General features: G+C 40.5%; 17 protein-coding genes and 1 pseudogene. 9 read left to right on the plus strand and 9 right to left on the minus strand.

Annotated features, from left to right (window positions below):
* Positions 1-129: 129 nt before the first annotated feature.
* The 7 genes and pseudogenes from FTU80_RS13440 to FTU80_RS13470 all read left to right on the plus strand — a co-directional run.
* Positions 130-585 (plus strand): annotated as a pseudogene (locus tag FTU80_RS13440) (UDP-N-acetyl glucosamine 2-epimerase); the annotation flags it as partial.
* 97 nt (positions 586-682) lie between these two features.
* Positions 683-1,753 (plus strand): non-hydrolyzing UDP-N-acetylglucosamine 2-epimerase, encoded by a 1,071-nt coding sequence (wecB, locus tag FTU80_RS13445; RefSeq protein WP_180085600.1) that lies wholly within the window; start codon positions 683-685, stop codon positions 1,751-1,753.
* A 6-nt stretch (positions 1,754-1,759) separates the two neighbouring features.
* On the plus strand, positions 1,760-2,992 hold the full coding sequence (locus FTU80_RS13450; RefSeq protein WP_180085602.1) for a glycosyltransferase family 4 protein: 1,233 nt from the start codon (positions 1,760-1,762) through the stop codon (positions 2,990-2,992).
* A 28-nt stretch (positions 2,993-3,020) separates the two neighbouring features.
* Positions 3,021-3,965 (plus strand): NAD-dependent epimerase/dehydratase family protein, encoded by a 945-nt coding sequence (locus FTU80_RS13455; RefSeq protein WP_180085605.1) that lies wholly within the window; start codon positions 3,021-3,023, stop codon positions 3,963-3,965.
* Positions 3,966-3,972: 7 nt separating this feature from the next.
* Positions 3,973-4,986, plus strand: coding sequence for a glycosyltransferase family 4 protein (locus FTU80_RS13460; RefSeq protein ID WP_180085607.1), 1,014 nt, complete (start codon positions 3,973-3,975; stop codon positions 4,984-4,986).
* Positions 4,979-5,503, plus strand: coding sequence for an acetyltransferase (locus tag FTU80_RS13465; protein ID WP_180085609.1), 525 nt, complete (start codon positions 4,979-4,981; stop codon positions 5,501-5,503). The genes FTU80_RS13460 and FTU80_RS13465 overlap by 8 nt, the downstream gene beginning before the upstream one ends.
* Positions 5,504-5,529: 26 nt before the next feature.
* Positions 5,530-7,404, plus strand: coding sequence for a nucleoside-diphosphate sugar epimerase/dehydratase (locus FTU80_RS13470; RefSeq protein WP_180085611.1), 1,875 nt, complete (start codon positions 5,530-5,532; stop codon positions 7,402-7,404).
* A gap of 69 nt (positions 7,405-7,473) precedes the next feature.
* On the opposite strand, the gene glmS is transcribed toward FTU80_RS13470, so the two are convergent.
* From glmS to FTU80_RS13510, 8 genes are all read right to left on the minus strand, one after another.
* Positions 7,474-9,312: a glutamine--fructose-6-phosphate transaminase (isomerizing) gene (glmS, locus tag FTU80_RS13475; protein WP_180085613.1), complete on the minus strand. Its 1,839-nt coding sequence runs from the start codon at positions 9,310-9,312 to the stop codon at positions 7,474-7,476.
* 12 nt (positions 9,313-9,324) lie between these two features.
* Complete coding sequence (glmU, locus tag FTU80_RS13480; protein WP_180085615.1) at positions 9,325-10,689, minus strand: bifunctional UDP-N-acetylglucosamine diphosphorylase/glucosamine-1-phosphate N-acetyltransferase GlmU; 1,365 nt, start codon at positions 10,687-10,689, stop codon at positions 9,325-9,327.
* Positions 10,690-10,710: 21 nt separating this feature from the next.
* Positions 10,711-11,187 (minus strand): phosphatidylglycerophosphatase A, encoded by a 477-nt coding sequence (locus FTU80_RS13485; protein ID WP_180085705.1) that lies wholly within the window; start codon positions 11,185-11,187, stop codon positions 10,711-10,713.
* Positions 11,188-11,209: 22 nt separating this feature from the next.
* A complete protein-coding gene (gene thiL / locus FTU80_RS13490) occupies positions 11,210-12,127 on the minus strand; it encodes a thiamine-phosphate kinase (protein WP_180024788.1) in 918 nt (305 codons plus the stop codon).
* A 20-nt stretch (positions 12,128-12,147) separates the two neighbouring features.
* Positions 12,148-12,597, minus strand: coding sequence for a transcription antitermination factor NusB (gene nusB / locus FTU80_RS13495; protein WP_180085617.1), 450 nt, complete (start codon positions 12,595-12,597; stop codon positions 12,148-12,150).
* A 4-nt stretch (positions 12,598-12,601) separates the two neighbouring features.
* Positions 12,602-13,072 carry a 6,7-dimethyl-8-ribityllumazine synthase gene (gene ribE, locus FTU80_RS13500; protein ID WP_111885509.1) on the minus strand — a complete coding sequence of 157 codons (471 nt, stop codon included), beginning with the start codon at positions 13,070-13,072 and terminating at the stop codon, positions 12,602-12,604.
* An 11-nt stretch (positions 13,073-13,083) separates the two neighbouring features.
* Positions 13,084-14,205 carry a bifunctional 3,4-dihydroxy-2-butanone-4-phosphate synthase/GTP cyclohydrolase II gene (gene ribBA / locus FTU80_RS13505; RefSeq protein ID WP_180085619.1) on the minus strand — a complete coding sequence of 374 codons (1,122 nt, stop codon included), beginning with the start codon at positions 14,203-14,205 and terminating at the stop codon, positions 13,084-13,086.
* A 307-nt stretch (positions 14,206-14,512) separates the two neighbouring features.
* Entirely contained in the window at positions 14,513-15,091 is a 579-nt protein-coding gene (locus FTU80_RS13510) for a TetR/AcrR family transcriptional regulator (protein ID WP_180085621.1), read from the minus strand.
* Between the two features lie 130 nt (positions 15,092-15,221).
* Between FTU80_RS13510 and FTU80_RS13515 the strand changes: the two genes are divergently transcribed.
* Both FTU80_RS13515 and FTU80_RS13520 read left to right on the plus strand, forming a co-directional pair.
* Positions 15,222-15,971, plus strand: a complete 750-nt coding sequence (locus FTU80_RS13515; RefSeq protein WP_180085623.1) for an SDR family oxidoreductase — start codon at positions 15,222-15,224, stop codon at positions 15,969-15,971.
* A 49-nt stretch (positions 15,972-16,020) separates the two neighbouring features.
* On the plus strand, positions 16,021-16,614 hold the full coding sequence (locus tag FTU80_RS13520; protein ID WP_180085625.1) for a 2-hydroxychromene-2-carboxylate isomerase: 594 nt from the start codon (positions 16,021-16,023) through the stop codon (positions 16,612-16,614).
* A gap of 88 nt (positions 16,615-16,702) precedes the next feature.
* Here the strand turns inward: FTU80_RS13520 and FTU80_RS13525 are convergent, their stop codons facing one another.
* The gene (locus tag FTU80_RS13525) at positions 16,703-18,214 is read right to left on the minus strand and encodes an aldehyde dehydrogenase family protein (RefSeq protein ID WP_168378853.1); all 1,512 of its coding nucleotides are present in this window, start codon (positions 18,212-18,214) and stop codon (positions 16,703-16,705) included.
* Between the last annotated feature and the right edge of the window lie 99 nt (positions 18,215-18,313).

The following is an 18,313-nucleotide window of genomic DNA, read 5'->3' on the forward strand; positions in this document are numbered from 1 at the left end:
CGCGACTCATAAGTGCTCGGTTATATGCGGGCCAATTGGTTGTGCGGTAGATTTTGTGTGCAGGCTTCTTCATTTGAAAATTATATCGCTGAAAAAGCCTTTACAGATAGGTTTGTGCAACAAAGCCGTTCAGCATTAGTTAAAGTAGCGAAGAAATATCCTAATGTTCAAATTGTCTATCCAGTTCATTTAAATCCCAATGTACAGAAACCTGTAAATGAGTTGTTATCAGGGATTGAGAATATTTTTCTTATTCCTCCTCAAGATTATTTACCATTTATTTATTTAATGAATCGTAGTTATTTAATTCTAACGGATTCTGGTGGAGTTCAGGAAGAGGCTCCTTCTTTAGGTAAACCAGTACTTGTGATGCGTGACACGACTGAAAGACCAGAAGCAGTAGAAGCTGGTACAGTACGGTTGGTAGGTACAGATGTTGAGAGAATTGTAACTTATGTAGGTGAGTTACTAGAGGATCATCAAATTTATACTAAAATGGCAGAGGCACATAATCCTTATGGTGATGGTACTGCGTGTCAGAAAATAATTGATTTTTTAGAAAAAAATAGTTTTGCAAAAAAATAAATGTAGATATTTGTTTTTATTGAATTTAAGCTGATTTTTAGAGATGAAGTTTTTAATTTTTTTCAAATTGAAAATATATTGTGGTGAGATATAAGATATGAAAATCTTAACAGTTATTGGTGCGCGACCACAGTTTATTAAAGCGAGTGTTGTTTCAGCTGCAATCCAGAAAAGCTCAGGATTACAGGAAAAAATTATTCATACTGGCCAACATTTTGATGCCAATATGTCAGATATCTTTTTTAATCAATTAGGTATTCCTAAGCCAGATTATCAGCTAGATATTAATAGCGGTAGCCACGGTTCTATGACTGGTCGTATGCTAGAAGCGATTGAAAAAATTTGCTTAGAGTCAAAACCTGACCGTTTGATGGTATATGGTGATACGAATTCAACATTAGCAGGCGCATTAGCAGCATCTAAATTACATATTCCTGTTGCGCATATTGAAGCAGGTTTACGTAGTTTTAATATGCGTATGCCAGAGGAAATTAACCGAATTTTGACGGATCAAGTCAGTGATATTTTATTCTGCCCAACTGAAACTGCTGTTAAAAACTTGAAAAATGAAGGTTTTGAGTCTAAACCAGTTCAGGTTTTAAATGTGGGCGATGTTATGCAAGATTCATCAATGTTTTTTGCTGAGCGTGCAGTAAAAGGTGAAGCACTTAAAGCTGTACCTGAAAGTAATTTTATTGTTGCTACATTGCATCGCGCAGAAAATACCGATGATCCTGTACGCTTAAAAGCAATTGTGGATGCACTGAATTACATTCATAAAAATATTTTACCAGTTGTACTGCCTTTACATCCACGTACACAAAAAGTTGTGAAATCTTTAGGTTTAAAGCTTGAGATGTTAGTTTTGGAGCCTGTGGGTTATTTAGAGATGATCTGGTTGTTAAAGCATTGTAATGCTGTAGTTTCGGATAGTGGCGGTGTGCAAAAAGAAGCATTTTTCTTTAAAAAGCCATGTATTACCATGCGTGATCAAACCGAATGGGTCGAGTTAATTGAAAATGGTGTGAATGTGCTTGCGGGTGCAAATACTCAAAAAATTATTGATTTCACACAAGCCATGTTAAATAAAAATATTGAAGATCCTTCGAATTTATATGGTGGCGGTAAAGCATCGCAAAATATTGCCAATGTATTAGCGAGTATTTAAAGACTTATGAGCCAACAAAAAACAATTTGGATGATTAACCAGTACGCATCAACCCCAGAAACAGGTTTTATCGGTAGACATTATTATCTAGCTGAAGAATTATCAAAGTTAGGTTATCGTGTGTATGTTATTGCTGCATCTTATGCACATAGTCAAAGCAATCCAGTTACATTTGAAGGTGACTACCGTATTGATAAATTTAATGAAAATTTTAAGTTTGTTTGGCTCAAAGTTCCAGAGTATGAAAAATCTACAAGTAAACGTCGAGTGCTTAATTGGTTCGAATTTGCTTATAAAATTACAAAGCTAAATAAGATCATTCCTCATAAACCCGATGTCATTCTTTACTCATCATTAAGTCTAGTTGGTTTTTTAGGAGCGGAAAGACTAGCACTTAAAAACAAAGTACCACTATTTTTTGAAGTGCGTGATATTTGGCCTTTAAGCTTGATAGAAATAGGGAATGTTTCACCATCACATCCATTTGTGCGCTTTTTACAATGGGTTGAAGACAGAGCTTATAGAAAGTCAGATAAGGTGATTTCTAATTTAAAAAATTCTGTAGCACACATGGTATCGAGAGGATTAGATCCAAAGAAATTTCATTGGATTCCAAATGGGATTTCACGTAGTGAAGTCACACAAAGTGAAAATTTGAGTGAAGCTATATTACAAAAAATTCCAACTGATAAATTTATTATTGGTTACACGGGCAGTATTGGTATTGCCAATTGCCTACAAAACTTATTAGATGCTGCATCTACGTTAAATGATGATCCAAAATTTCTTTTTACTATTGTGGGTAAAGGTGAATATAAAGCTGTCTTGCAGCAGCGTATTCAGGATGAGGGTTTAACGAATGTAATCATTTTAGATCCTATTCCCAAAACACAAATTCAAACTATGCTGAATTTATTCGATGTTTGCTATATTGGTTTAAAAGACGACCCTCTATTTAAGTATGGTGTTTCTCCGAATAAGTTATTTGATTATTTTTATGCGGCTAAGCCGATCATTTATGCTATTGATTCAGGTGATTATAAGCCTGTATCAGATGCTGGGGCAGGTGTCGAAATTAGGCCTGAAGACTCCCAAGAATTGGTAAATGCTATTCAGTATTTAGCGTCATTGAGCCATGAACAACGTCAGCAAATAGGTGTTAATGGGCGACAATATGTAGACGAATGGCATGACTATGGTTCCTTAGCTAAAAAATTAGAACATGTAATGTTTAATTAAAATATTAAAATATAGTGAGCCAAGCGATATGAATATTCTAGTGACAGGAGTTTCAGGTTTTGTTGGTCAAGAATTGATACAGCACTTATATCAAATGGAAAATTTCAGCTTAACGGTATTGTCTAGACGTATTGTAAACACTTTGCCTCAGGAGATTAAACAACTGATTGGTGAAGACATATTTTCATTACAATGGTCTGATGAAATTGACGTTGTGATTCATTTGGCAGGACGTGCTCATATCCTAAATGAACAAACGACTGATCCATTGACTGAATTCCGTAAAGTCAATGTAGAAGGGACTTTACAACTTGCTCGTCAGGCTTTAGACAAAAAAGTAAAACGCTTTATTTTTATGAGTTCTATAGGTGTAAATGGTTCAGTAACAACACAAGAACCATTTACAGAAGATACTTCACCACAACCCCATGCAGATTATGCTGTCTCCAAGTTAGAGGCAGAACAAGAGCTGCAGAAACTATTTGCTGGATCAGAAACAGAGCTAGTCATTATTCGGCCACCCTTGGTTTATGCAGCCCATGCACCAGGTAACTTTGCTCGACTGCTTAAATTGGTTGCAACCAATCTGCCTTTACCTTTTGCTGGTACAAAAAATAAACGTAGCTTTGTCGCACTTGAAAACTTAGTCGATTTTATTCAAACCTGTATTGAACATCCGAACGCAGCCAATCAGACATTTTTAGTGGCAGATCAAACCAGTATTTCTACACGTGAGCTGGTGCAATATTTAAAGCAGGGTATGGGAAAACCTGCACGTTTTATTTATCTACCACAGCCTATAATGAAGTTAGGCGCAGCATGTATTGGTAAATCAAAACTCTATGAACAACTATTTGAGTCACTAGAAGTAGATACCTCCAAAGCTCAAAATTTATTGGGTTGGAAAGCACCCATAAGCACACAGCAGGCTATGTTAAAAGCTGGCCAAGATTATCTAAAGATGAAAGAGTAATTGATCCATGTCGATCATCATAATGAGTATAGTTTTTTTCTCACTGACGTTATTGCTAACAGGATATATGCGTCATTACGCCTTAAAGAAAAATATCATCGATAATCCGAATGAGCGTAGCTCACACAGTGTACCTACACCACGTGGGGGAGGCGTTGCAGTGGTCTGTAGCTATTTATTAGCTTTAGCTGTTCTCATGTATAGCCAGCAACTCGCCCTACATGCAGGTATGACCCTGATGGGATCTGGTTTTGTCATCGCATTGCTGGGTTTTCTGGATGATCATGGGCATATTAATGCGATGGTACGTCTGGCTATACATTTTCTGGTAGCGATTGGTGTCGTAATCGGCTTGGGCGGCTTTAGCGAAGTGTCCATTTTCAATGGTCTACAGCTGGGTTTTATTGGCAATATTATTGCAGTCCTGTTTCTAGTTTGGCTGCTAAACCTATATAACTTCATGGATGGTATTAACGGCATTGCCAGTTTTGAAGCCATTACGACTACAGTGAGCATGGCTGTACTTTATTTCTTACTTCATGTCTCTGTAAATTCAGATATTCTCTGGTTATTGGCAGCATGTGTATTCGGTTTTCTGTTGTGGAACTTTCCCAAAGCTAAAATTTTTATGGGCGATGCCTGTAGTGGATTCTTGGGCTTGATACTGGGAATTCTGGCTTTAATTGCCTTAAAAGAAAATCTGGTTCTATTTTGTGCATGGATCATTTGTTTAGGTGTATTTGTGGTCGATGCCACTTTTACACTGCTACGACGCATGTTAACAGGTTATAAGATGTATGATGCACATCGCAGTCATGCGTATCAGATTGCCTCTAGAAAACTTAATGGCCATACTTCAGTAACTTTAGCTGTTGTTTTAGTTAATTTGTTATGGTTGTTCCCGATTGCTTATTTCACTGCAACTCAAAATGTAAGCTACCCAGAAGTTGGTATTTTGATTGCTTATTTGCCGCTGATATTACTGGCTATAAAATTAAAAGCAGGAAATTCGGATGCCTAAAAAAAAGCTACTGATTTTAGGTGCTGGAGGTTTCGGTCAAGCTGTAGCAGAAGTTGCGACTTTATTAGAGAAGTGGTCAGATATTGATTTTGTGGATGACCGTTGGCCTGAGTTGACTCATGTAAAAACATATTCAGTTATTTCAAACTTAAAAAATTTAGATTTAATTGATCTGGAAAACTATGAGGCTATTGTCGCTGTTGGTAATAATCAATTACGTTATCAATGGTATACAAGATTAGAACAATTAAATGTTTCGCTTACAACTATTATCCATCCTTCAGTGATTAAAAGTATAACCTCTATAATTGATCTAGGAGTAATAATTATGGCGGGGTGTATTCTCGGCACCGCTACCCGGATAGAAAAGGGTGTTATTTTAAATATTGGCACACTATTAGATCATGATGTCATTATAAAATCATATTCGCATCTTAGTGTGGGAGTTGGCGTTGCAGCTGGACAGACTATTAAAGAGTTTTCCTTTTTAGATGTTGGAACAAAAGTAGGTCATTAAATTGGCTGGTAATCGAAAATATGTTTATGAAAGCAATAATAGTTGCACTGGCAACATGCCCACGATCAATCAAGCAGGGAATCTTAATTCTTTTAGATTTTTTAGTATTTCCAGTTCTCATTTGGTTTTGTTATGCGTTACGTGAATTTAATTTAGGTGCTGAAGTTGTTCCTAATATCGCATACGGCTCACTTTGGGTAAGTACTCTTGCTGTAGCTATGTCACTCATTTGTGGACTTTATCATTTTATTGTTCGTACATTTAACGAAGTTTTTTTTACGCGTTTAGCAATTGCTACAGGATTAACAATCTTAGGTTTATATGCTTTAGCGTATTGTAGTCATGCATTTATACCCACTTCAATTCCGTTGATGTTTGGTTTTTTAATGTTTGCTTGGGTGTGGTTTAGTCGTAGCGCAATTCGTTTTATCGTGAGAGCGAGTTTACAAACGAATATGCCCAAAAGAAAAATTGTGATTTATGGTGCAGGTTACGCAGGTCAACAAATTGCGGCGATGCTAAATCGTTCTGATGAGCATTTTCCATTATTTTTTATCGATGATGATGAGTCACTTACAGGGCAAATTATTGGTGGTTTAAAGGTTTATAATGCTGAACAAGCACTTAAGCATCTTGATCAAGAAAAAGTAGATGAAATCTTAATTGCATTACCCTCTGTAGGACGTACACGTAAAAGTGAAATTGTGAAGTTCTTAGAGCCAGCGCATATTAAAATTACTGAAATTCCTGGCTTAACTAAGCTTGTAGATGGTGATATCCATGTTTCCGATATTCGTGAAGTTGATATTATTGATTTATTAGGTCGAGATCCAGTACCACCAATTCCTGAGCTGCTCGCTAAAAATATTCATAATAAAGTGGTCATGGTGACTGGAGCAGGAGGTTCAATTGGGTCGGAGTTGTGTCGGCAAATTATTAAAAACCACCCGCAAAAATTAGTAATATTTGAACTCACTGAGTTTGCACTATATAGCATTGATAAAGAGCTGCGTACGAAGTCTAATGTGGAAATTATTCCAATTTTAGGAACAGTATTAGATGAAGCTAAACTTGAGCGAGTCATTGAACAATACCACGTGCAAACTGTTTATCATGCAGCAGCTTATAAACATGTCCCCTTAGTTGAATGTAATCCTTTAGCAGGATTAAAAAATAACTCTGTGGGTACAGCTTTTAGTGTAAATGCAGCTGTTAAAAAAGGCGTGGAAACCTTTGTATTGATTTCAACTGATAAAGCAGTCCGCCCAACCAATGTGATGGGTGCTTCGAAGCGAATGGCAGAGCTATATTGCCAAGCCATGGCTGAGGCGCAAAATCAAACACAAATTAGTATTGTGCGTTTTGGTAATGTTCTAGGTTCTTCAGGTTCGGTCGTACCTTTATTTAAACAGCAAATTGCCAAAGGTGGCCCGATTACCGTTACACATCCTGATGTCACGCGTTACTTCATGACAATACCCGAAGCATCACAATTGGTTATTCAGGCTGGAGCTCTCGGCACAGGTGGTGATGTATTTTTGTTAGATATGGGAGATCCTGTTCGAATTCAGGATTTAGCACGTCAAATGATCGCTTTAAGCGGTTTAAAAGTTCGTGAAGACGGAACGGATATCGGTGATATAGCAATTCATTATTCTGGATTACGGCCTGGTGAGAAATTGTATGAAGAGTTATTGATTGATCAGGAAGATACTCAAGTGACGGATCATAGTCGTATTCTTCGCTCATTTGAAAAGCATTATCCGCTTGAGGAATTACTGCCTATTTTTGAGCGAATTTATAACTTAACTGCAATTGAAGCCGATGTTAATTGGGCATTGGAGCAATTGGAGTTCTATGTTGATGGTTATATCCGTGGCAAAGAAATAAAAGTGAACTAATATCATTATTCTTTGAAAAATAAAACTGAATAAAAAGGGCGCTTAAGCGCCCTTTTTAATACCCTTAAATTATTCCACCGTCACAGACTTCGCCAAGTTACGTGGCTGATCGACATCTGTTCCACGCAGCACTGCAACATGATATGAGAGCAGTTGTACTGGAATGCTATACACAATTGGTGCCAAGATTTCATTCACACTTGGCACATAAACCACGTGTTGACGATCTTTCGCTTTGATCCCGCTATTTTCATCAGCGAAAACAAATAACTCACCACCACGTGCTTGCACTTCTTCCATGTTCGATTTGAGTTTGTCCAACATGTCATCTTGTGGAGCTAGAATCACCACAGGCATATCATTATCAACCAGTGCCAATGGACCATGTTTTAATTCACCAGCCGCATAGCCTTCTGCGTGGATATATGAAATCTCTTTAAGTTTCAAAGCACCTTCAAGAGCGATAGGGAACTCAGTTCCACGACCCAAGAATAGACAGTGATTTTTTTCAACAAACAGCTCAGATAAACGCAAAATTTCTGCATTGTTTTGCAGCGTATCTAAAATCACTTTCGGTGTATGCCAAAGCGCTGCAATAATTTCAGAGATACGGTCATTTGAAATGCTTTGCTTAATTTGACCAATTTTCAATACCAATAGCATCAATGCCGCAAGCTGTGTGGTAAAGGCTTTAGTCGACGCAACACCAATTTCAGGGCCTGCGAGTGTTAACAAACTGTAGTTGGTTTCACGTACCATTGACGAAGTTGCGACGTTGCAAATGGTCATGGTGGTGATATTCAAGCTTTTCGCTGCTGCACGTTTTTGCGTATCACGCAGTGCAGCTAAAGTATCGGCTGTTTCACCTGATTGAGAAATACAAACATACAGTGTGTTATTCACAATCACAGGCGAGCGGTAACGGAATTCACTGGCAATTTCGACTTGGCAAGGCACGTCAATCAGTTGTTCAAACCAATATTTGGCAATCATGCCGGCATGGTAGCTGGTACCACAAGCGATGATTTGCACTTGTTGAATTTGGCTGAAATCTTGAGCTGCATTGGCAAGGAAATCATCACGAAGTGCATTACCATTTAAGGCTTGAGAAATCGTTTGCTTAATCGCTTCAGGCTGCTCATAAATTTCTTTGAGCATATAGTGTTTATATTCACCTTTTGAAGCATTGCTTACAGTCGCGTCAAGCTCTTTGATTGGACGATTTACCAATTTACCATCGACGAATACTTCAATGGTATTACGTGTTAAACGTGCAATATCACCTTCTTCAAGGTAGATAAAACGGTTGGTAATCGGTAAAAGTGCCAATTGATCCGAACTAATAAAGTTTTCACCAATACCGACACCAATCACGAGAGGTGAACCTTCACGCACCGTGATTAATTCATCAGGATGGTCTGTATGTACGATACCCAGTGCATAAGCACCTTTGAGTTGAGGCACCACACTTTTAACCGCTTCTAAAAGACTCGGAGTGGTTTTTAAAGCGTCATTGACTAAATGCGCGACAACTTCTGTATCGGTTTGTGATGTAAAAACATAACCAAGCGCTTCAAGATCATCTTTAAGCTCTTGATAGTTTTCAATAATACCGTTATGAACAACAGCCACATTGCCTGAAATATGCGGATGGGCATTATTTTCAGTCGGTTTACCATGGGTTGCCCAGCGCGTATGTGCAATACCGACCGAACCTGCGATATCTGCTTCTTCAACGGCTTGTTCAAGATTTGCAACTTTACCTACGCGACGTTCACGTAGAACATGGCCTTTATTAATCAGCGCTAAACCTGCAGAGTCATAGCCACGATATTCAAGACGCTTTAAGCCTTCAATTAAAATATTGGTAATACTACGTTCTGCAACGCCACCGACAATACCGCACATAATTTAATCCTCTTATTTCTTCAATTTTTGGGGACGTTGATAGTTTTCTTTGGCAAATTGCTTCGAACGTTCTACCGCAAGGCTATTGTCTGCCACGTCACGTGTAATGGTTGAGCCAGCACCCACTGTTGCACCATGACCAATGGTGACAGGAGCGACTAATGAGCTATTTGAGCCGATAAAGGCTGAGTCACCGATAATGGTTTTAAATTTATTTGCGCCATCATAGTTGCAGGTAATGGTGCCTGCACCAATGTTTGAACCAGCACCGACATCTGCATCACCTAAATAGGTAAAGTGGTTGGCTTTTGAGCCGACGCCAATGCTTGAATTTTTAACTTCAACAAAGTTTCCAATATGCACTTCATTGGCTAATTTTGCGCCTGGGCGTAAACGTGCAAATGGACCGATTTGAGCTTCTTCACCAACAATGGCGCTGTCAAAAACGCTATATGGTTGAACTTTAGTGCCTGCTGCAATCTTGGTGTTTTTAATCACACAACCTGCACCAATTTCAACGTTATCACCGAGTTCAACATCACCCTCAATAATTACGTTGATATCGATACGGACATCTTGACCGACAGTCAGTGTGCCACGTAAATCAAAACGAGCAGGATCAATCAGGTGAACGCCTTGTTGCATCAGTTGTTTTGCTTGGAAACTTTGAAATTCACGTTCAAGGGCTGCCAATTGTACGCGGTCATTGACACCTTCCACTTCGAAAGCGCGTTCTGGTTCAACAGATGCCACTTCGAGACCGTCAGCAATTGCCATTGCCACGATATCGGTCAGGTAATATTCACCTTGTGCATTATTATTGCTTAATTTTGGCAGCCATTCATGCAATTTGGCATTGCTCACTGCATAAATACCGGTATTAAATTCTTTGATCTTACGTTGTTCTTCAGAAGCATCTTTGTGTTCAACAATGGCTTGAATCTTGCCATTTTCTCGAACAATACGCCCGTAACCTGTCGCATCATTAACCGTTAAAGTTACTAAGCCAATACCTGTTTGAGCAGATGCATCTAATAGTTTTTGTAATGTTGATTCAGTGATACAAGGCACATCACCTGAGAGAATCAAAGAAATCCCGGTTTTTGCTAGGACAGGCAGAGTCACTTTGACTGCATGGCCTGTACCCAATTGTTCTGCTTGTTCAACCCATTTGACATTTTCATGTGCAAACGCGTTTTGAACCAATTCGCCGCCATGCCCATAAATGGTAATTATTTCTTCTGCATTTAGTTTTTTCGCAGTGTTGATGACATGGCCAAGTAGGGGTTGTCCTGCGAGTGGTTGTAATACTTTGGGTAAACGAGAACGCATACGTGTCCCTTTACCTGCAGCAAGAATAATAACGCTAGTAGACATGTTTAATCCTAGGTGTTTCTATTACATAGACAAAATATAAAAATAAATACAGATGCAAAGCGCGGCCCAAAGACCTGCAATAATGTCGTCGAACATGATGCCAAAGCCACCACCGACTTGACGGTCAATGACACGAATAGGCCACGGTTTCCAGACATCAAATAAACGGAATAAAGCAAAACCAATCAATGCCCAAGTCCAGTTCATTTGCCCAAGATATAAAATCGGGAGGAAGGTAATGGACTGACCGGCAAATTCATCCCATACGATGCGGCCATCATCATGAACACCCATGACTTTGGCGGTTTGACCGCAAATATAGATCCCAATAATCGACATGATGAACATGACTATAATGGAGTTGAAAAAGCCGATTGCAAGCCAACCTGGAATAAACAACAAAGCAAAAGCAGAGCCAAAGGTGCCCGGTGCTTTGGGTGCAAGACCCGAGCCAAATCCCACGCCACAAAAGGCGATGACTCGGTTAAACCAAGACATGGATTTAAAGTTAATGGCTGGCTTATGCAAAATGCTGGTATCCCTTAAATTTTATGACTTGGTCCACACCGTGGTTGTTATAACGGATTCCCAAATTTGGGGTGATTTGACCGATTTTACTAATGTTTACATCTAATTTTAGTTGCAGAAGTTTTTGATAATTCTGCGGACTTATTGTAAAGCATAACTCATAGTCATCTCCACCCGCGAGGGCGTATTGCCACTGCTTTTCTTGTTGTAATTGTTTTACATCGTGATCGATAGGAAGTTGATCTAATTCAATTTCTGCACCGACGTGTGAAGCAGCGAGGATATGTCCTAAATCTTGTGCGAGCCCATCAGAGACATCAATCATACTGTTGGCTAAGCCTTTGAGCTGTTGGCCCAATAAGCAACGTGGTGTGGGATAATCTAAACGGCGTTGTAAGCGATGACCTAAATGGTTTAAGCCAAATGCAGCATCACCGACTTGTCCGCTGACGCAGATATAATCACCGACTTGGGCACCTGAACGTGGGACAGCTTGTCCTGATTCTACCCAGCCTAATGCTGTGACAGAAATCGTCAGATGTGGACTTTGAGTGGTATCCCCACCGATTAAACTCACACCAAATTGATCGCAACAATCATATAAACCCTGACTAAAGCCTTTGAGCCAGTCATGATCAATTTGGGGTAGGCTTAATGCCAGTAAAATACTATGCGGTTTGGCGCCCATTGCAGCAATGTCAGAAAGGTTGACGGCAACAGATTTCCAGCCAATGGCATGTGGGTTGGTGTCGAGAGGAAAATGACGTCCAGCAACGAGAGTATCGGCACAGATGACCAATTGTTGCTGTGGAGGAGGGGTGAGCAAGGCTGAGTCATCACCGACCCCTAAATCGACAGCACTACTGCTGTGACGATTAAAATAGGTATCAATGATAGAGAACTCAGCCATACAACGTACTACTTAATAAATTAATTAGCTTGTTGCTTTTCTGCTGCACGCAATGTAGTCGCTAAACGATCCAATACACCATTGATGTACTTATGGCTGTCTGCACCGCCAAAATGTTTAGCTAACTCGATCGCTTCATCGAGTACGACACGGTAAGGAATCTCAAGGTGTTCTTTGAGTTCATACGCGCCTAAACGAAGGGTTGCAAGTTCAACGCCATCTAAGGCTTCAATTTCGCGATCGAGTACAGGGATTAAAAGCGCATCCAATGCTTCATGATTGGCAACAACCTCGGTCAATAACTCGTGGTAATAGCCGAGGTCGACCTTGTGCATGGCATTATCCACACGTGTACGTGCTTCAATCTCATGGACAGGATTGCGGCTCATTTGCCATTCATAAATTCCTTGTACAGCAAAGCGACGTGCTTTACGTTTTGCTGCATAAGTTGCTTGAAGTGTTTGCGACATAGCGTTAAATAGCCTTTAACAAGTTAACCATTTCAATAGCAGTTAAGGCAGCTTCACTACCTTTATTGCCTGCTTTTGTACCTGAGCGTTCAATCGCTTGTTCAATACTATCCGTAGTCAATACACCATTAATTACTGGTAAGCCAGTGTCTAGACCAACAACGCCTAAACCTTTGGCACATTCGCCAGCAACAAAATCGAAGTGAGGCGTGCTACCACGAATCACTGCGCCAAGCGCGATGATGGCATCGAAACGATCTGAAGCTGCAAGTTTCTTTGCAACCACTGGAAGTTCCCAAGCACCCGGTGCATGAACAATAGTGATATTATCCTCTGATACGCCATGACGTTTCAATGTATCAACGGCACCTTCTAGCAAATGTTCAACAACAAAGCTATTAAAACGACCAACTAAAATCGCATAACGGTCTTCGTTCGCGAGATGTAACATACCTTCAATACGGCGAACTGCCATAGCAACCTCGATTATTTCTCTGATGTTTGATTTGCGGTGATGTATTCCACCACTTCTAAGTTAAAACCTGATAGTGCATTAAAGCGTAATGGCGAGCTAAGAAGCTTCATTTTTTCCACGCCTAAATCACGTAAAATTTGTGCGCCGACACCAATGGTTTGGTACTGCTGTGACAGTGCTGCATTGGATTTAACATTTTTCGGTGCAGTTAAATTTTCTAAAGCAGGGCCTAAGTCCTGTAAATGACGCTGACCAATCCACACTAAAACACCACGATCGCTGGATGCGATTTCTTTGAGTGCTTTATCGAGATTCCACGCCGGAGCGCCATCTTGTTTATTCAGTTTTAGTAAGTCGCGAACGGGATTGAAACCGTGTACGCGTACAGTGGTTACACCTTGTTTTGGTTCGCCTTTAACCAGTGCCAAATGAATGTCTGGATTACCAATTTCACGGTAACGGAACAATTCAAACGTACCATATTCAGTATCTAAAGTTTGTTGATCAATGCGCTCAACGGTTTGCTCATTGGTCATGCGGTAGTGAATCAGATCTGCAATGGTCCCCATTTTTAAGCCATGCTTTTCAGCAAAGACTTCAAGATCAGGGCGACGTGCCATGGTGCCGTCTTCATTGATGATTTCACAAATCACCGAAGCTGGCTCAAGACCTGCTAAACGCGATAAATCACAACCGGCTTCAGTATGACCGGCACGGTGAAGGACGCCACCAGGCTGTGCCATCAGCGGGAAAATATGGCCTGGCTGTACGATGTCAGTTGGTTTAGCATGTGCAGCTACCGCTGTTTGAATGGTGTGCGCACGTTCAGCAGGTGAGATGCCTGTTGAAATGCCATTTGCTGCTTCAATCGACAATGTGAAGTTTGTACCGTGCTGCGCACCATTGGCATCAACCATGAGTGGTAAATTTAACTGTTGGCAACGCTCTTTGCTGAGCGTTAAGCACACAAGACCACGCGCATGCGTAATCATGAAGTTGATATCTTCAGGGCGTACGTGGGTCGCAGCGATAACAAGGTCGCCTTCATTTTCACGATCTTCATCATCCATCAGGATGACCATTTTTCCTGCACGAATATCAGCTACGAGCTCTTCAACAGTATTGAGCGGCATCAATCTTCACCTTTTTTTGTCTCGAATGACATTTACTTGCATTGATTGTTGCATAGTCTAACGTTTTTTTGCGTTCTTTGCCTATGCTTATCATTTTCCTTTAATGGCTCATTGTTATACACAGTCGTCAGAACCTTGAAAAGAGGACTTTATTTGAATTGTGCCATTTATGCTGAATCTTTAAACACTTGAAAAGCATAAAAATGGGTAAGCTTATACAGATTTTAAATAATTCAAATGAAAGAGATGAACAGTTTGTCGGAAAACTGTCGGTCTTTAACTCCATGAACTGTCACATAAAAATCAATCACGTTGATGCAGCCACATGGCTCTCTAAATATTGCCGAATCATCATCTTATTGGCGTTTAAAATAGTTTTTTGCAAATGTGGATCATGCATTGCCCGTGCAATTAAAACCGCACCGACCAATTGGGACATCATGGCCCAAGCTTTTTCTTCACTCGCCAAATGTGCGCTAAATAAAGCATGACCGCGCAGTAATTCCTTTTCATAGGCCTGTTTAATCGTGTCATCTGCACGAGCTACTTCGGTCGCAAGTGTCGGCAAAACACAGCCTTGTTCAGGATGTTCAAGGTGGGAAGGGGTTAAGTAACGGTCTAATTCAAAATTAATCCAGTCGGCTGCATTGTGATGCGGGTTGCTTTGCCACATGTTAAAGCTTTGCTGCAATTCATATTCAACCAATGCTTTGAGTAAATCCTGTTTTGACGAAAAATGTGAATAGAATGCGCCACTAGTTACACCTGCAGCTTTCATTAAGCCGTCAACACCTGTTGCAGCAAAGCCATTTTTTTTCGCAATTTGTCCCGTAATGTTGAGTAGTTCTTGTCGTTTTTGTTGTTTGTATGCGGGTTTGTAACGCATCTGCAACCCCCTTGAAAATAATATTGACGATAAATTAACCATAACATAGTATTCGTTATAGTAACGATCGTTATTCAATAAAATTGATCGCACATGGAATATAAAAACTATCCAGCACGAGGGGATTGTTATGGAAAATAATCATATATCTAAGCCTGTCAAAGGTGTGGCATTGATCATTGGTGCAGGAGATGCCACCGGCGGTGAAATAGCCAAACGTTTTGCCCGGGAGGGTTATATTGCTTGTATGACACGACGAAATGCAGACAAATTAAAGCCTTTAATTGCTGAAATTCAAACACAGGGAGGGACTGCTTTTGGCTTTGGTTCGGATGCTCGAAAAGAAGAGCAAGTGATTGAACTCATCGAGCACATTGAATCAAACATTGGCCCGATTGATGTCATGGTTTTTAATATCGGTGCCAATGTGCCATGTAGTATTTTGGAAGAAACAGCACGTAAATATTTCAAAATATGGGAGATGGCATGTTTCTCGGCTTTTTTAACTGGTCGGGAAGTGGCAAAACGCATGGTGACACGTGAACGAGGCACGATTATTTTTACGGGGGCGACGGCAGGGATTCGTGGTGCCACTGGTTTTGCAGCATTTGCAGGGGCAAAACATGCGCTGCGGGCATTGGCACAAAGTATGGCACGGGAACTAGGTCCACGTAATATTCATGTTGCGCATGTGGTGGTTGATGGTGCAATTGATACCGATTTTATCAAAGATACATTCCCTGATCTTTATGCTAAAAAAGAGCAAGATGGTATTTTAAATCCAGTACATATTGCGGAAAATTATTGGCATCTCTCACAGCAACCACGGGATGCATGGACGCATGAATTAGATCTGCGACCATGGATGGAACATTGGTAAGCACTGATTTAAAAATATTAGGAAAATAAGCAAAAAAAGGACGAAAAAAATGAAAGTCATTGAATTTTATTTTGATGTCGGCAGCCCATATAGCTATATCGGTTTTCATCGCATTCAACAGATTGCGCAGCAGTATCAAGCCGAGCTGATTTGGAAGCCGATGCTACTCGGTGGAGTGTTTAAAGCCACAGGCAATAGTAGCCCAATGGCGGTACCTGCGAAGGCACGTTATTCCATGATTGATCTTCAACGTTGGGGAAAGTTATGGCAGATACTCGTAGAGATGAATCCGTATTTTCCGATCAATACTTTGCAGTTGATGCGTTTGATAACCGCAGTCCAATTATTTCAGCCTGAAGTATTTCTCAATGTACTGACGGGTATTTTTAACGCAATGTTTGGTCAGCCACGCAATTTAAATGATCTCACCACCTTCATGCAACTCATGCAAGAACTGGGGCTAGGTGCAGAACAAGTGAAACAGTGGTTGGATGATGAAAAAGTCAAATCTGAGCTGAAAGTGGTGACCGAAGAAGCTATTGAACGGGGTGTGTTTGGGGCGCCAAGTTGGTTTGTGAATGATGAGCTGTATTGGGGTGTAGATCATCTACATTTTGTAGAGGATGCTTTACAAGGACAGTAACGCTTGGTGATACATGTATGGAGCATTTAAAAAAATTGAAAAAAGCGAACCTCGATTCGCTTTTTTATGATCTAACTCAAATCAAGACTTAGAAGAAGCCCATCGGCTTGGTGTCATAGCTCACCAAGAGGTTTTTGGTTTGTTGATAATGATCAAGCATCATTTTGTGATTTTCACGGCCGATCCCTGATTTTTTGTAGCCGCCGAATGCAGCGTGTGCAGGATAGATGTGATAACAGTTGGTCCATACACGGCCCGCCTGAATGGCACGACCCGCACGATATGAAGTATGTGCTGAACGCGACCAAACCCCTGCACCTAGACCATAAATCGTGTCATTGGCAATTTTAATGGCATCATCAAAGTCTTTAAAGGTTGCTACTGAAAGCACAGGGCCGAAGATTTCTTCTTGGAAAATCTTCATGTCATTGGTGCCTTTGAAAATGGTTGGTTCAATATAGAAACCTGTACCGACTTCATTGCGTGGATCACCACCAGTAATGAGCTGTGCACCTTCATTTTTACCTGTAGCGATACAGCCTAAAATTTTGTCTTGCTGCTCTTGCGATGCCTGTGCACCAATCATGGTATCGGTATCGAGTGGATGACCCGTCTTAATACGTTTCACACGTTCTACTGCCATTTCCAAGAATCGATCTGCAATGCTTTCTTGTACCAATGCACGTGATGGACATGTGCAAATTTCACCTTGGTTGAGCGCAAACATGGCAAAACCTTCGAGTGTTTTATCTAAGAACTCATCGTCTTTGTCCATGATGTCTTCAAAGAAGATATTTGGTGATTTTCCACCAAGTTCTAAAGTCACAGGAATGATATTTTCAGTCGCATATTGCATGATCATTTGTCCCACAGCGGTTGAACCGGTGAAAGCAATTTTGGCAATACGTGGATTAGTCGCCAATGGACGACCAACTTCTACACCATAACCATTCACAATATTCAGCACGCCCGGTGGGAGTAAGTCTTGAATGAGTTCAGCCAAGACCAAGATGCTGACAGGCGTTTGCTCCGCAGGTTTCAACACGATGCAGTTACCTGCAGCCAATGCTGGAGCTAGTTTCCAAGCCGCCATCAAGATTGGGAAATTCCACGGAATAATTTGACCGACCACACCAAGTGGTTCATGGAAATGGTACGCAATAGTATTTTCATCAATTTCAGAAATACCGCCTTCTTGGGCACGGATACAGCCTGCAAAATAACGGAAGTGATCGATACACAGTGGAATATCAGCGGCTAAGGTTTCACGAATCGGTTTACCGTTGTCCCAGGTTTCTGCGACCGCGAGGAGCTCTAGGTTTTCTTCAAGTCGATCGGCAATTTTTAATAAAATATTTGAGCGTGTGGTTGGGGAAGAGGCGTTCCATTGGGCTTTGGCTTTATGCGCTGCATCCAAAGCCAATTCAATATCTTCAGCAGAAGAACGTGGCACTTTGGTAAAAACTTTACCGTCTACAGGGGAGATATTTTCAAAGTATTCACCTTTCACTGGCGCGACCCATTGGCCACCAATCAGGTTTTCATACTGAGCTTTAAACTGAACTTTTGAACCGGGTTGATTAGGATCGACATAACGCATATGAATTTTCCTTTGCTTGTTTATTATGATCTTGTTGGGCTGCCCATCTGTGGCAATCTACAGCTTTGGTATAAGGTACTTTTGTACATTATTTGATTA

The organism is Acinetobacter sp. YH12145, from assembly GCF_013418335.1.
GTDB lineage: Bacteria > Pseudomonadota > Gammaproteobacteria > Pseudomonadales > Moraxellaceae > Acinetobacter > Acinetobacter amyesii.

Excerpts from the sequence above, each read along its gene's own strand:
- nusB (WP_180085617.1), bottom strand. The coding sequence starts at position 12,597 with ATGTCGCAAACACTTCAAGCAACTTATGCAGCAAAACGTAAAGCACGT.
- FTU80_RS13470 (WP_180085611.1), top strand. The coding sequence starts at position 5,530 with ATGAAAGCAATAATAGTTGCACTGGCAACATGCCCACGATCAATCAAG.
- ribBA (WP_180085619.1), bottom strand. The coding sequence starts at position 14,205 with ATGCCGCTCAATACTGTTGAAGAGCTCGTAGCTGATATTCGTGCAGGA.
- FTU80_RS13525 (WP_168378853.1), bottom strand. The coding sequence starts at position 18,214 with ATGCGTTATGTCGATCCTAATCAACCCGGTTCAAAAGTTCAGTTTAAA.
- FTU80_RS13515 (WP_180085623.1), top strand. The coding sequence starts at position 15,222 with ATGGAAAATAATCATATATCTAAGCCTGTCAAAGGTGTGGCATTGATC.
- FTU80_RS13485 (WP_180085705.1), bottom strand. The coding sequence starts at position 11,187 with ATGTCTTGGTTTAACCGAGTCATCGCCTTTTGTGGCGTGGGATTTGGC.
- glmS (WP_180085613.1), bottom strand. The coding sequence starts at position 9,312 with ATGTGCGGTATTGTCGGTGGCGTTGCAGAACGTAGTATTACCAATATT.
- glmU (WP_180085615.1), bottom strand. The coding sequence starts at position 10,689 with ATGTCTACTAGCGTTATTATTCTTGCTGCAGGTAAAGGGACACGTATG.
- wecB (WP_180085600.1), top strand. The coding sequence starts at position 683 with ATGAAAATCTTAACAGTTATTGGTGCGCGACCACAGTTTATTAAAGCG.
- thiL (WP_180024788.1), bottom strand. The coding sequence starts at position 12,127 with ATGGCTGAGTTCTCTATCATTGATACCTATTTTAATCGTCACAGCAGT.
- FTU80_RS13510 (WP_180085621.1), bottom strand. The coding sequence starts at position 15,091 with ATGCGTTACAAACCCGCATACAAACAACAAAAACGACAAGAACTACTC.
- FTU80_RS13455 (WP_180085605.1), top strand. The coding sequence starts at position 3,021 with ATGAATATTCTAGTGACAGGAGTTTCAGGTTTTGTTGGTCAAGAATTG.
- FTU80_RS13465 (WP_180085609.1), top strand. The coding sequence starts at position 4,979 with ATGCCTAAAAAAAAGCTACTGATTTTAGGTGCTGGAGGTTTCGGTCAA.
- FTU80_RS13520 (WP_180085625.1), top strand. The coding sequence starts at position 16,021 with ATGAAAGTCATTGAATTTTATTTTGATGTCGGCAGCCCATATAGCTAT.
- FTU80_RS13460 (WP_180085607.1), top strand. The coding sequence starts at position 3,973 with ATGTCGATCATCATAATGAGTATAGTTTTTTTCTCACTGACGTTATTG.
- FTU80_RS13450 (WP_180085602.1), top strand. The coding sequence starts at position 1,760 with ATGAGCCAACAAAAAACAATTTGGATGATTAACCAGTACGCATCAACC.
- ribE (WP_111885509.1), bottom strand. The coding sequence starts at position 13,072 with ATGGCAGTTCGCCGTATTGAAGGTATGTTACATCTCGCGAACGAAGAC.